This is a genomic window from Peribacillus kribbensis DSM 17871, from assembly GCF_000430765.1.
GTDB classification, from domain to species: domain Bacteria; phylum Bacillota; class Bacilli; order Bacillales; family DSM-1321; genus Paraperibacillus; species Paraperibacillus kribbensis.
The window spans coordinates 63,469-77,637 of sequence record NZ_AUMQ01000016.1 but is presented as its reverse complement, the minus strand read 5'-3'; the positions used below and the strand labels follow the sequence as shown (position 1 = coordinate 77,637).

Genomic DNA, 14,169 nt, shown 5'->3' with positions numbered 1-14,169 from the left:
AGTTTAGAAAGGAGATGCTTATATGACCGATCAGTTAAAGAATATATCATTAGAGGATATGCATGAGGTCTTGCTTAAAGGAAGAAAGCTATTTGAAAAACGAGGGATTATTCTTATTCGTACCCCGTATCCAGAACCCGAGGGAGAGAAACCGGAGGAACTACTTGAAACAAAGGGACATGTTATTGAACAAATGCATATCGAGAAGAATGAGATTCCAGCCCTTTATGAACAAGTAACAAACGGGACTATGTTTCTAAAACTTGCCCAATCCATAATTCAAAAAGATACGAGAGAATTATTGACTAAGATACAAAGTGTACTGACTCAGGAATCAATTCCTGATGATGTAAAAAGAAATATACAAATTCTCCCTAAATATGTAATTCAATTTCAAAAACGACTGCAAATGGCTTTAAGGACATCATTTGATGAATGTAATGATGTAGATGAAGTCCAGGAAAAAGTGAAAGATGTCCTTCGAAAAGCATTTGGAGAAGGGCTTATTTCGCATGTTATGCCTGCGTTACTAGAAGGCTTAAAGAGTAGTCCAAACTACTATAAGTGGCTTGTTAACTTTTTTAATGAGTTTATCGCACAATATGGTATTTTTACAAAAATATACAAAGTTAGCCAAGATGTGGATTTTGACCATTTAGAACTCATTCCAGAAAGTACCGATAATCAGGCTCTTCATGGGAAGATTGCTGATTTAGTCATGCTCCCGTATTTCTTTAATGATAAGCGTTATAGTGGCCAGGTACCAATATGTACAGGGCAATGTTATGTATGGAAATATGAAAAAAAATAAAGAGGGTGAGGACCAATGTCATTATACATAGGCATTGATTTTGGTACATCCACTTTATATGTAACAAAGTGGGATGAAGAGAAACAAATAGCTTTACCTGTACCGAATTTAATCCCATCTGAATATGGTTCCGGTAACTACGTTGATAATGTCGTTTACTACGAAGAGTCATGTAACTTGATTATGGGGAAAAAGGCTGTTAAGCATTGTCAATTAGACCCTTGGAACGGTGTAAGTGAAATTAAAAGACATTTGGATGACGATAGATGGTCCCGTGAAATAAGAGGGCATAAGAAAACGGCTAAAGATATTATTACCGATATTTTTACATTCATAAAAATGCGGGTTGAAACAATTTACGGAGGCCAAGAGATTACGGGGGCAGTTATTAGTGTTCCTTATGCCTTTGAGCCTAAAGAACGGAAAAAGATCGAGACAGCAGCGAAATCAGCGGGTGTGCCAGTGTTAGCGTTAATAGAAGAGCCAGTTGCAGCAGCGCTGTCAAGCGGATTATTTGATGAATTAAGACCAGGGTCGAAAGAAACTGTACTTATCTTTGATTTAGGCGGCGGAACATTTGATGTGACATTATTTGATGCCATACTGGGCAATGATGGGAAAAAAAGTGTCATTGTAAAAAATACCGATGGCGAGCGTCTTTTAGGAGGCGCAAATATCGATCAGTTAATTGCCGATAAATTTTTATCCATGATGACTGCGGGCTCAGGGCCTTTACATGATGCTAGATTTCGAAATGAACTTTTTGAGGAAGCTCGTCAAACGAAAATTGGACTATCAGATATGCAAGAGTACGAGATTTTTAAAAAGTTTGAGATAGTCGATAATCCGTTAGAGGAAGTTATTACACGAAGCCAACTTGAAGAGTGGTTAGAAGGCAGCTTCTTATACAAGATTGATAACGTTCTAGACCGTGTCCTAGATGACATATCTGTGCAAATTTCAGAGATCGAACAAATCATCCTTGTCGGAGGGACAAGTAATATACCAATAATAGCTAAAAGAGTAACGGACTTCTTTGGAAAACGACCGAAGATGATAGATGATCCTGGTGAATTAGTGGGAAAGGGAGCAGCTATTTACTGCGGAATAATTACAGGGCGAAGTGAGAAGATCGATGTAATCCGTCGTTCGAGTCACGGATTCGGTGTAAGGGTTACGAATAAAACGATTAAACCAATTTTAATTCGTAACGAACTTTATGGGCAATATTCACCATTCTATGACTTCTCCCTCCCAAAGGATAAGCAGAAAGGCAAAGTTGTCATCTATCAAGGGAATTCTCCATTTATTGAGCATTGTAGCGAAGTTGGTTACTTGGTTGTGAATCAGCAAGATTATCCAAATGGGATTATCCGCATGCAGCTTAAAATGTCTGACAGTGGTTTGGTGTGTTACCGGACGTTTAATGAAAAAAGTAAATTTGTTAGTGAGGGCGAAGTGGCCCGAGTTTAATATTTTGGAGGGGAAGTTATGTCAGAAAAAGTTTATATAGTCCTACAAGATTTTTCTGTAGAGATTATTAAAAATAAAGGTAAAAAGAATAATACCAACATAAAATTCACAGTTGGCGAAAAACCTTTTACGTATGATCCCAATAAAGAATATAAACCTTCTGTTAATGAATTAATAAGAACAGGAAAGATTAAAGAAAAGGTAGAAAATGAGAGTGTTCATGCGATACAAAACGAACAATCGGATGATAATGAACAAAGAACTTCTAAGTCATCTTTCTTGAGTTTGAATTTATTGCGAAAAGATGACTCTAAAGAAGAAAGAGGCAATTGGGTGAAAAATAATCAAGAATTATTACGATTAATAGACGGATTATTAGAGGAAAAGTTAGGTGACAAATTCAGTGAGTTATACGAAGGCTACCAGGAATTAAGGGAACAAAATAAAAATCTTAAGGGAAACCTTGATAGGTTGGATAATAATCATGAGTTTGCAAATACTAACCAAAAAATTGATGGAATTGCACAATTAGTACAAAAGTACCCTATGCCGGTAACGTTAAATGATTTAGATAGCTTTTTAAAGCCTGTTGTTACAGAAATGCCGGAAGCAGCAAAGAATATGGATTATAAACTTAACCAGTTACCTAGAAAGATTAAGTCGGATTTTGAAAGTGTAGCTGAAAATAATACAACAAAAATATTATCTTCTGTCAATAAGAATTCGGAACGTTTGAACCAAATTTCTAATACTACAACTTCTTCCATTTCACAGATGGAGTCAAAATTAGGTCAATTGCCAGGGAAGATTGGAGATACCGTTACACTGCATTTAGAAGATACATCTAAAAACATCAGCCGCATCAAAACAATGGTAAATGAGACAAAAGAAACAGTAGAAGAACTGCTAGGGAAATCAAGTGTTTTAGATGATTTGAAAGGTAAGCTAGACAAAGTGAACTTTTCACAAAAGTTAGAGCCATTTAATCGTGAAGATGATGTCGTCATTGAATTGGCTGAGCAAGGTCAACTTATTCTCGAACAGCTCACATTAGCATCCCGACACTATGTTGCCCAGAGAAAAGAAATGGAACTTTTAAAATTAGAAAATGAAAAACTTAAGCAAGAACACGAACAGATTGAAGCAATGACAACGAAGAAAGTAGAACAAATGGTAAAAACTGAAGTCACCAAGCAATTAATATCAAAGTTTGCAAGAGCATTTGCAAATTTAGATGACTTATATACAGATGGGAAACTAAATGGGGTGCAAGCTTTTTTCACAAACAATGGACTAGTTAGAAGTGAAGAACTGAAATTAGGGGAACAAATCACCATTACCGATGAGAATCGTAAAGATTATGAGGCTGCGGTTACTTTTGAATATGAGGATGAAGGTCAGTATTTAATTGAAGAATCACAGTTTGTCTGGAAAGACACGAATCAATCCTTTAAAAAAGCCAAAGCTGTTAAGATTCCTAATGAGAAACTGGTTGAGGAAACAAATAATTCATTCCAAGATAGCACTAAACAAGTAGGAGTTATGGATGTTTCCAGTGTACTTGAAGACAGCTTAGAAACGGGTGCTGCTCATCATCAAAATCTAACCAACGAAACCAATGAAGCTGCTGAAAATGAGCAGCCGACTGAAGAACAACAACCAACAGAACAAAAACAGGAAAGCAACGATGTGGTTGAAGAACTACAAAAAACAGACACTCTTTCAGCAGAAATAGTGAAGAAATAACTACCATAGAAGAAACACAAGAAAACAATGAGCACCAATAGAAATGTAAGTAAACTGGACAATACTGGGGTAACTAAGGGTTCCCCCTTGTTTTCCAGGACTCTCTGTAATTCATAACTATGATTCTTGTGTAACGAAAGGAATGACCACTTTTGGCGTATTTTGTGGGAATAGACTTAGGGACAACAAACAGCACGGTATCTGTGATCGAGTATAATGATTTTTTGGATAATCCAATTGAAAAGCTAAAAACACTATCAATCTATCAATATGACAAAAATCATTCACCTAATTTAAACGCAGTAGAACTACCTTCAGTTCTTTACTTTGACTTAGATAATGAAACGGTTTATACAGGGGAATATGCGAAAAGTATTTATGGCGGCGGATCTCGTCCAATGCAGACAGTACGAGGAGTCAAAACAAGAATAGGTGGAGAATCGGCAGTCGAAATTCCAAGTATTAGCGGGAAGAAGTCATCTGAATATTTCGATATGAAACAATGCTCGGCTTTGTATTTAAAAACCATCAGACTCTCATTGGAAAAACAATTGAATGAGGAAATTGATGAAGTGACAATTACCATTCCCGCAGCTTTTAATAATGATGAACGGATAGCGACTGAAAATGCCGCAAGACTGGCTGGATTCAAAAATGTTAACTTACTTGATGAGCCAACCGCAGCACTTTATTGGCATATTCATGATCCTGAGGCATTTGTTGAAGAACAGCTTTCAGAAGAAGGAATGAATGTTCTTGTATACGATATTGGCGGAGGAACGCTCGATGTGAGTATTGCTAATATCTCACAGGATCTAACAGGGGATGTTGATATAAATATTATTGCGAGATCGCCACGGATGGATCTGGGAGGAAATAATTTCGACCAGCTGCTAGGAGCTTATTTCCTTTCAGAATTTGAAAGGGCCCGCTCTTCGATTACAGATCGTGCAATAGAGGAGCAGAATCGAATCATTGCCCGTATTGTTTCCGAAGCGGAAAAGGCAAAGATTGAATTTAATGATCGAATTTCTCAATATATTGATAAACCTAGGCGTCGCGATAGACAAGAGCAGGCTGTGGGGTTTGAAGTGATTGATGGACAAAGTACCTTAACAACGATAACCTATCCGATGCTGAATCAAATTTTCAGTTGTTATACAGATCGTGAGGGCCGTGAAACTCTTCTTGCACCAATTAAACAGACACTTTCAGAAGCTAATATTAAGCCTGAGGACATCAGTGAAATTTTATTTACAGGCGGTATGTCCAATTTTTATTTAGTTGAGGAAACAATTCGTCAATATTTCACAGATATTGACATGATCCAATATAAATTTATTGATCCGGTTTCGGCTGTTTCCAAAGGTGCGTCCATTTACCAATTTGCCCAGGAGGAAGACCACGTTGAAATCAAAAAATTAAAATTACAGGACCGCATGGCAGATGATATTTTAATCAAGATTGGTTCCTCCTACGATGTTATGATCCCAAGAACGGTCAATCCTGGTGAACAGGGAGTTTTTGAATATCAAGTACCAGAAGAAGAAATGATTGATATTCCTATTTTCCTCTATTATGGACTTGGGAATGACCCATCAGCCTATACACCAATTGATGGACGATTTTTCAAGTTACAAAAAGCAGTTGATAAAGATGATGTAATTCGGATTGAATGGTTTTTCGACCGAAACAAAACTGTTCATTTAAAAATTCTGGAGCATGGTGAATTAACTATTGAGGAGAAAACTGTTTTACTATCGCCAAGTGAAGCGTTAAAGGATCCGATTCACCGTTTGAAAGTGAACGGTTCTATCTTTGGGAGCTAAATAGGTGATTAAAGGAAAGAAGGGGTATGAATGAGCATAGACATTGCTCTTGATTTGAATAAAATCCACTTGGCAAATCGGCGTGTTGAAGATGCTTTGAACCGTCGGTTTGAAAGGGATGCCGAAATGTATATCAGCAATCAGGATATTGCATTTATAAAAGAATGTCTCTCTAACGGTGAATTTGAATTAATGTACAGCAAGTACAAAGCAGAAAACTACCATCCGGATGTTTTCTTTAAAACGGTTCTTCGGAATGCATGGCTGATACGAGATATGAAGCCAGTACATTTCTCCAAAATCATCCGGCCCATTATAAATGAGGTTCATCCTGAATTTAGCAAGAAATTGTTAAATGAGGTGGCTGAGAATAAATTAGATGTTCCGGAAATTTTTAGAAAAAATCTGTTGGGACACTATGCGCGAACGGTTGATCCATTAGAAGCAGAAGAAATGATTGAAAACGGAAGTAATTTAGGATTAAAACGACTTAAAGTCCTTGTCCAGCGTGTTTTAGGGTATTATGCAGGCTCTCCACTGTTTTTTACCAAATGGAATAGCTTTCTGAAACAGTATCCCGTATTAGGTGGAGATGATTATATTTTAAGTGGCATGCCCGTAGAGGAAAATAAGCTGAGTAAACATCTAGAGTTAATTGTGGAGCAAGTTGATAAGACAGAGATTGCACCACGATATATGCTTGCAGCACTAAGAAACGGGAAAATCACTGCTTTTGATATCGTGCTTACGAAAGCAAATATATCCACGGAGAAAGTGGCAAGGCAGCCAAGAGGTGTGCGTGACAACCTCGCCTTTCAAAATATGAAGAAATGGTTGAAAATACTTCGGACAGTATTGGATCAAATCTTTATGGATAAAGGGTTGACAGATGAATATGACGGTATTTATGAGGAGTTAAGAACGTTTTATGAAAATATATATCGAATAAATCCCTTTCAAGCTGGTCAAATAATTCGTCATTGTTTTGGAAAACTGAAAAATGAGGATTTGAAAGGCAGGTTTTCGGCATATTTCGAAAAGACTAATTATCATATAAATTATGTGGACGATGTACATTCTATTAAAGAAAAGGTGTTCCTGTCTGAATTTGAGGATGTTGAGGGATTAATGAATGCGTTAGAGGATACGGATTCAGGTAACTTGAAGAGACTAGAGTATCTAGCAATTTCTTTTTCAAAGCTGCGGAATTTTGATTACCAGATGAATATGCTTCTTAGTCAGATTGATATGAACAATAAGACACATATTAATTTTCTGACCGCATTGCTTAGAGATCGTAAGCGGCTTATTTGGACAAAAGTATTAGAGTATGCGGAACGAAATTCTCAGATGGACAAGCTGGTTTTCCATATTGTATGCACAAATGTCCCGCAGAATCCTGCTGTAAAGACATATATGCATCGCAACCATTTTCAAAAATATAGTGAACTATATGGCGTATAGAGTAGTAATTCTGTATGGGTAATAATACTAAAACAAAATTTTTGATTGACACGAATAATAGAATAAGGAGTGTATCAACCTTGTTCTTCTTTGTAAGGTGGGAAAGGTGAATGGGTATATATCTAGGTATTGACTTCGGAACATCTACTTTATGTGTGACACGTTGGAAAGAGAATAATAATCAAGTAGAGATGGTTCCACCGTTGGTTAGCACAGGTTATGGCAAGTCTGGGCCGATTGAAAATGTCATCTTCTATGACAGCGTGGAGGAACACTTGATTGGTGCCCCAGCTATAAAAAAAATGGAACTAGATCCTCATCAATTTGTTAGTGCAATAAAAAGAGAAATTGAGGGGAATGGCTGGCAGAGGACAATCTTTAATCAATTGAAAACGGCTATTGATGTCGCAGCAGATATTTTTTCTTATATCCGGGAAAGGGTAGAGAATATGTATGGTGGCAATGAAATTGATGGTGTTGTCGTCAGTGTGCCTTTTGCCTTCGGACACCGTGAAAGGCAGAAAATTAAGCAAGCAGCTCAATTAGCCAGGTTACCGGTTCTTGCCTTAATTGAGGAACCAGTTGCGGCTGCGTTATCCTGCGGTATTTTCGAAAACAAGGAAATTCATGATGGTGAAAAAGTACTGGTTTTTGACTTTGGTGGTGGAACACTAGACATTACTATTTTTGAAAAAAAGTTTGAGTCAGATGGGACGGTTTGTATAGAAGTTATTACAACAGATGGTCATAAAAAACTGGGTGGAAAAGATATTGACCAAAGGATTATTGATAAACTCATCTCTCTGTTAAAGATTGATCTGTCGACCAAACCTGCCGATAAACGCTTGGACAACTTCCGAAATAAAATTCGTCATGAGGCAGAAGAACTAAAGAAAGCCCTCACTTATGAAGAAGAATATCCCCTGTTCTTTGAAGATGAATGGGGCGGAGTATACGATGAGTATATCGAAAGAGATTCATTTAACGAATGGATTGAGCCTGATTTACTTGTAAAAATAAGAGATAAGCTTGAAGATACGCTTGATGATATCGAACTAGAAGTAGAAGATATTATGCATGTTGTGTTAGTAGGAGGTTCAAGCCGAATCACAGCGGTCCAAGATCTTCTTACCGAATTTTTTGATAAAAAGCCGATTATGCCTCAAAACATGGAGGAACTTGTTGGATTAGGGGCTGGTATGTATTGCGGTATGCTTGTGTCAGGAAAGTCCCCGTTTAGAGTGATACAAAAAGTTAGTCACAGTACGGGCATTAATGAAGGAGGCCGAATGAAAGCCATCCTCCCAAGAAACTCTAATTATGGTAAATGGTCAGAGGATTTCTATTCAATTAATAAACCAAGTGTCGCGGTTTATCAGGGGAATTCTTCTCTTCTAAAGAATTGCTCTCAAATTGGAACAATCGATGTTGCTTCATACATTCCCGATGTTATAGAAGATGCAGCATTGAAATTAGGAACGAATGAAACAGGAGCCATCTTATTTCGAATATATCAAGATGGCGAGTTGGTTGTTGAGGATGAGGTAAGAGAAGACTAATAGATTCGGAGGGATTATAGTGTTAACAGTGGGGATTGACTTAGGTACAACCAATTCAGCATGTTGTACGTTAATAGATGGACGATATGAATTTATTTCATTTGGACGTGAAGAAGTATTGCCATCTGTCTTTTTATATCAGAGTGGTAAAAAGGCATTTGGTTCAATAGCGAAGAGAAAATCAGTTGTTTATGCAACGAATTATATTAGCTCTTCCAAAACGTATATGGGAGATTTGGAAAAAGCATGGAACATTGACGGCGAGATTTTCACACCAACAGATGTAGCAACCGAACTGCTTTCTCACATTTATAAAAATGTTCAAAAACATTTTGGTGTTGATGATAGTGCAGAGATTGAAGCGGTCATTACAGTACCAGCTTATTTTACATCAAATCAAATTGATGAAACAAAAAAAGCAGGAGAACGCGCAGGGTTTAAAGTAAAGCGTATTGTTACAGAGCCTGTTGCAGCAGCTATTGCGTATGGGCATGAAATTATGGGAAGCGATGAGCAGTTGTTCATATTCGACTTAGGTGGAGGTACGTTTGACGTTTCGTTACTTACCGTTAAAGGAACAGGTGCCAGCCGTTCGTATGTGACTAACCAAATCGGCGGGGATAAGAAACTCGGCGGTGATGATTTTGATGACGTTTTATTAGGGATGATTTTTTCAGAACTTAGGAAAACTCAAGGCATAAATTTGGCCAGTCAAGCCCAATCCGGACTCGATGCCTCCCTGTATGCGAATTTACGTCAAAAATTATTACAGGCTGCAGAAGCGGCAAAAAAGGAATTAAGCCAATCGGATTCTGCTAATATCGTTGTAGCCAATTTATATGAAAAAGATGGGGTTCAACATAGTTTAGATATGATTGTGACACGAGATCAGTTTGGAAGTAAATCAGAAGAACTGATTGATCGTATTGAACGAGAGGTGAAAATGCTACTAAATCGTTCTGAGACCTCAATAGATCGGATATCAAGGGTGATTTTAGTAGGAGGAAGTTCCCAATTACCATTTGTGAAAGAGTTTATTAAGAATTATTTCAAAAAAAATCCTTATTCAGATATCGATCTTTCAAAGATAGTCGCTATGGGAGCTGCCCAATTGGCTTATAATACTGCCCATGGTTTAGGTGATGTCGTTCAAGATATGATATCTCATTCTTTAGGAATAGAAGTAACGGGTGAAGAATTTGAACCGATTCTTCTAAAAGGGAGCTATTATCCTACCAAAGAGACAAAGGAATTTACAACGGTAATGAATAACCAAACCTCGATAGCTATTAATGTGTTTGAGGGGGAAAACACAGAAGATGTCAATCAAAATGAATGTTACGGAGGATTTACCCTTGACAATATTGAGCGAGCACCAAAAGGGGTGCCGCGCATTGAGGTTACTTTTGAGTTTGATGAAAGTCGGATATTAACCGTAACTGCTACTGATAAGAAAACGGGGTCTAGTAAAACAGTTGTAATGGAAAAGGGAAAGCCAATTGAAAAGCCAACAGCAAAACCGGTTCATGTTTACTTTGTCATTGATACGACAGGGAGTATGGCTCCATATATTGAGGGTGTTAAGCAGACCTGTCATGCTTTTGCAAATGAAGTACAACGTTCTGGTGCTAATCTGAAACTCGGATTACTGGTTTATGGGGATGAATGTTATGGCGAACAGCCAGTGCTATACGGCCTGACTCAGAATATCGATCAGTTTAAACGTGAGGTCACCAACTGTCCTAGATATTATGGCGGGGATGAGCCAGAAACTACCTTTGAGGCGATAATGCTTTGTGCGAAAACATTTAAAAAATCGAATGAAGATGTCAATCGTGTGGCGATTGTAGTCACAGACGCGTCAGCCCATACATCAGCTGGAAAGGGGAAATACAGCGCAGATGAAGTATTGAAAGAATTGAAAGGTGCGGAAATGACAACCTTTGTCGTATCGCCCAACTATAATTATTACCGGAACTTTGCTACTTCTACAGGAGGAAAGCATTATTTAATATCTGAATACCATCGTTTTGTAGAAGTTATTAATGAAATAGCAGAAGAGGTTGCATCATTGGTTGCAGTTTAGTAGTAGAATCAAAAGGCTTAGCGGTAAAAGCACAATTCAATCATTTTTATAAATTGATTTTTTGTGCTTTTTGTTTTTCTTTTCTATAGATGGAAGGAGATGTGGAATGGGATTTTTTCATACTGGAGGTTATGCTTTTGGACAGGCTTCTGGCTATGTCCTGGGAGAACCAGTCAAATTTTTTGGACGAATAACGGGGAGTGAGTTTTTTCAGGAAGTTGGCACGGATATTCAAAAGGTATCCATAAGTACCGGGCAATCGATTGGCCAATTGGGCTCTGGAACAGTCAGTACCGTAAAAGGCTTGCTTACCAATAATAAGCATGTGCGAAATGAAGGATTAAAAGAGCTATATGCTGTAATGGAAAGGACAGCAAATGGGCTTGAAACTATGGTTATCCATACTGCTCAAAACGGCAAGGATATTGTTGTTGGTGTAGTAGACAGGGATTCTCGGAGGCTGCTTAATGGAACAAAAGGAATTGCTAAAACGATGATTGTTGGGAGCGTAGCAGTGGGGATTGTGGATGTAATAGATGGTATCGTCGAGCATGCAGCAGAGGTAACAGAAACGGTAGATTCAAATGAGTTATTCTTTCATAGTATCCATGGGCTACAGGAAAACGAAGGTTTATATTTAACGGATGACTCCTCTGATGAATACGTCATTCAAACAGTGAATGCTGATATTGAGGGCGATGTCCATGATGAAACAGGAGTTCCTTATGAAAAAGAGACGATTGAACTTTCAAACGGTCAGCTTGTTACGGGTGTATATCCTGATTTTCAAGAGACAGCAGCTGTTTCTATTCCTGAGGATCTTTATTTAGAAAGTGATTATGTCCAGTTCGAAGCAGCCAATAGTTACCTTGCCAATCAGCTTGAACTAAATCCGGAATTGCGAGGGGAGTTTTCATCTGAACAGTTGGATCAAATTCGAATGGGAGAGACACCAGACGGGTATGTCTGGCATCACCATCAAGTTCCCGGAAGATTAGAACTGGTCCCTGAGGGAATCCATGCTCATACCGGGCATACAGGAGGCAGGTTTATTTGGGGAGGCGGAACAGAATATCGTTAGGAGATGTAATGTGTGAAGCTTGAATGGAATTTTGTGAAAATGCCATTAGTAATTAAAGATATCGAAAAACTTGAATTTGATTTTCAAATAAGTTTTCCTTTAGCCTATAAAAAAATTCTCTATCATTATCATGGAGGAAGGCCAAACAAGCGAAGGTTTATTACATATACCCGAAAAGAACGCGTAATAAAATCCTTTTTGCCGATTAAACAAGACTATACAGTTAATGTTTATGAAGTGAGAACATGGCTCAAGCTTCCAAAAACGATGTTCCCTTTCGCCAATACACCATCTGGAGATTATCTTTGCTTATGTAGTGGTGAAGGAGAAACCGAGCCAATCGTAGTCTTATATCACCATGAAATTGATGGGGTGGAGTACGTCAGTAAAAATTTTCAAACGTTTATAAATGCAATTTACTAAATAAGAACGGAGAGATGGACGTGAATCAAAAGCAAACATATGTACAAACGGTTATGGAAATTAAGGAAATAGCGGTTAATCATCATCTGCCAGAAGAAATTCCTGCGTCTTTAGATAAGTTGGCTTCAGAAATGGAGTCGTTTACAGTGAAGATGCCTATTGTTGGAGGGTTCAATGCAGGAAAGAGTACACTCATTAATTCCTTTTTGGAAACCGAGCTATTGCCAGTAGAAATTACACCTGAGACAGCTATTGCTGCAGAAATTAAATACGGAGAAAATAAAATTGTTGCTCATAAACAAACGGGCGAAACTCAGATTTTCCCACTTGAGAAAATTAAGGAAATAGATGCAACTACCTTTCGATTTATTGAAGTTTATTTAGAAAACGAGAAAATCCGGGCATTAGGGGATGTGACTCTAGTTGATATGCCTGGCTTTGACTCAGGAATTAAAGAGCACAATAAAGCCATTTTTCAATATTTAAAAGAAGGAATTGTTTTCCTTATTGTCGTTGACTCTGAGGATGGTTCAATTAAGTCAAGTGTACTAAATTTCTTATATGAGCTTGATCTATACCAATTAAATTATGCAGTCATTGTAAACAAGATTGATCAAAGGACAAAGGCGGAAATGGGGAAAGTCGTTGACAATGTAAAAAGTGTGGTTGATGGAATCTCAAAAGGGGTTATGGTTGAGACGGCTTCTGATCGGATAGAAAATGGAAATGCTGGTTTTTTAAAGGCAATTCAATCTTTCCAAAAGGATGATTTATTTAAAAAGAGATTTCTACCGGAACTGCTTCAATTCATAGCTAGAGTAAAACTGAATCTTGATGTTATTGTAAGAAACTCAGATGTTGATACTGATGAGATTACTGCCCGTATTCATGAAATTGAAGCAAAAATTAAGGGTTTAACTAATAAATTTAAACAGGAAGAAACACAAATTACGCATAGAATAAGAAATGTTGTGAAGGAAAATATTTTAAGTGATGTACAGAATGTACTAATGAATGAGTCTAACTCGCTAGCTCTAAGTGCAAAGGCAGGGGAAACCTCATTTAATCAAAAAATAAATGAACTCGTCCGCCCAGTTCTAATTTGTTCAACTAATCAACATTTAGAGCTCACTTTTTCTGATCTCGTTGCTTCCATGTCAACAGAATTATTAGATGCTAATCAGATCGCCCAAGGCATAAATGTATCATCACAAAAAGTAGGAGCTGCGATTGAACTTGTTCAAGAGGGGCTTAATAAGCTTGCAGAAAATGCAGAGTTTATGAAACGCTTTGAAAAGATATATAAAGTTTCTGTTGGTGGATTGGCTATTATAACAGGTGTGGTGGCCCCGTGGGTTGAGTTAATTATATTTTTCCTGCCGGATATTTTAAAAGTACTTGGTATTGGCAGTGAGGAACGCCAACTTGAGAAATTGAAAGAGCAGGTTGAAACGCAAATCATCCCCCAAATTACTAATAAAATTCGTGGGAATATCGAAGACAATTTAGAAAATGTAAAGAATGAATTTTTACAAAAGTTTAAGCAAGAGATGGAAGAAGAAATGTTAAGTTTATCGTCAGCGCTACACCAATCAATTAATAGTAAAGAGAAAAAAGAGAGTGAATTAGCTGAATATCTTAATCAGTTAAAATCCGATATTCAAAGGCTAGAAAGCATTAGACAAAACTTAGCTTAG

At 37.5% G+C, this 14,169-nt stretch carries 10 protein-coding genes; all 10 read left to right on the top strand.

The genetic code is table 11. From position 1 onward, the window contains the following. The first annotated feature begins 22 nt into the window (after positions 1-22). The 10 genes from H539_RS0100365 to H539_RS0100320 all read left to right on the top strand — a co-directional run bounded on the left by H539_RS0100365 (position 23) and on the right by H539_RS0100320 (position 14,169). Entirely contained in the window at positions 23-811 is a 789-nt protein-coding gene (locus H539_RS0100365; protein ID WP_026691858.1) for a hypothetical protein, read from the top strand. Positions 812-826: 15 nt separating this feature from the next. After that, positions 827-2,284 carry an Hsp70 family protein gene (locus H539_RS0100360; protein WP_026691857.1) on the top strand — a complete coding sequence of 486 codons (1,458 nt, stop codon included), beginning with the start codon at positions 827-829 and terminating at the stop codon, positions 2,282-2,284. An 18-nt stretch (positions 2,285-2,302) separates the two neighbouring features. Then, positions 2,303-4,030, top strand: a complete 1,728-nt coding sequence (locus H539_RS0100355; RefSeq protein ID WP_026691856.1) for a hypothetical protein — start codon at positions 2,303-2,305, stop codon at positions 4,028-4,030. Between the two features lie 152 nt (positions 4,031-4,182). Next, a complete protein-coding gene (locus H539_RS0100350; protein WP_026691855.1) occupies positions 4,183-5,859 on the top strand; it encodes an Hsp70 family protein in 1,677 nt (558 codons plus the stop codon). A gap of 30 nt (positions 5,860-5,889) precedes the next feature. Continuing rightward, entirely contained in the window at positions 5,890-7,323 is a 1,434-nt protein-coding gene (locus H539_RS0100345; protein ID WP_026691854.1) for a hypothetical protein, read from the top strand. A gap of 110 nt (positions 7,324-7,433) precedes the next feature. Continuing rightward, entirely contained in the window at positions 7,434-8,882 is a 1,449-nt protein-coding gene (locus H539_RS0100340; protein WP_026691853.1) for an Hsp70 family protein, read from the top strand. 19 nt (positions 8,883-8,901) lie between these two features. Then, on the top strand, positions 8,902-10,968 hold the full coding sequence (locus tag H539_RS0100335; protein WP_026691852.1) for an Hsp70 family protein: 2,067 nt from the start codon (positions 8,902-8,904) through the stop codon (positions 10,966-10,968). 106 nt (positions 10,969-11,074) lie between these two features. Then, the gene (locus H539_RS29935; protein WP_051348369.1) at positions 11,075-12,049 is read left to right on the top strand and encodes an HNH endonuclease; all 975 of its coding nucleotides are present in this window, start codon (positions 11,075-11,077) and stop codon (positions 12,047-12,049) included. Between the two features lie 12 nt (positions 12,050-12,061). After that, positions 12,062-12,472, top strand: a complete 411-nt coding sequence (locus H539_RS0100325; RefSeq protein ID WP_026691851.1) for an SMI1/KNR4 family protein — start codon at positions 12,062-12,064, stop codon at positions 12,470-12,472. A 20-nt stretch (positions 12,473-12,492) separates the two neighbouring features. Further along, positions 12,493-14,169, top strand: coding sequence for a dynamin family protein (locus H539_RS0100320; protein WP_026691850.1), 1,677 nt, complete (start codon positions 12,493-12,495; stop codon positions 14,167-14,169).

What these genes read in the sequence shown, in the direction of transcription:
- H539_RS0100365 (WP_026691858.1), top strand. Translation starts at nt 23, where the DNA reads ATGACCGATCAGTTAAAGAATATATCATTAGAGGATATGCATGAGGTC.
- H539_RS0100360 (WP_026691857.1), top strand. Translation starts at nt 827, where the DNA reads ATGTCATTATACATAGGCATTGATTTTGGTACATCCACTTTATATGTA.
- H539_RS0100355 (WP_026691856.1), top strand. Translation starts at nt 2,303, where the DNA reads ATGTCAGAAAAAGTTTATATAGTCCTACAAGATTTTTCTGTAGAGATT.
- H539_RS0100345 (WP_026691854.1), top strand. Translation starts at nt 5,890, where the DNA reads ATGAGCATAGACATTGCTCTTGATTTGAATAAAATCCACTTGGCAAAT.
- H539_RS0100340 (WP_026691853.1), top strand. Translation starts at nt 7,434, where the DNA reads ATGGGTATATATCTAGGTATTGACTTCGGAACATCTACTTTATGTGTG.
- H539_RS29935 (WP_051348369.1), top strand. Translation starts at nt 11,075, where the DNA reads ATGGGATTTTTTCATACTGGAGGTTATGCTTTTGGACAGGCTTCTGGC.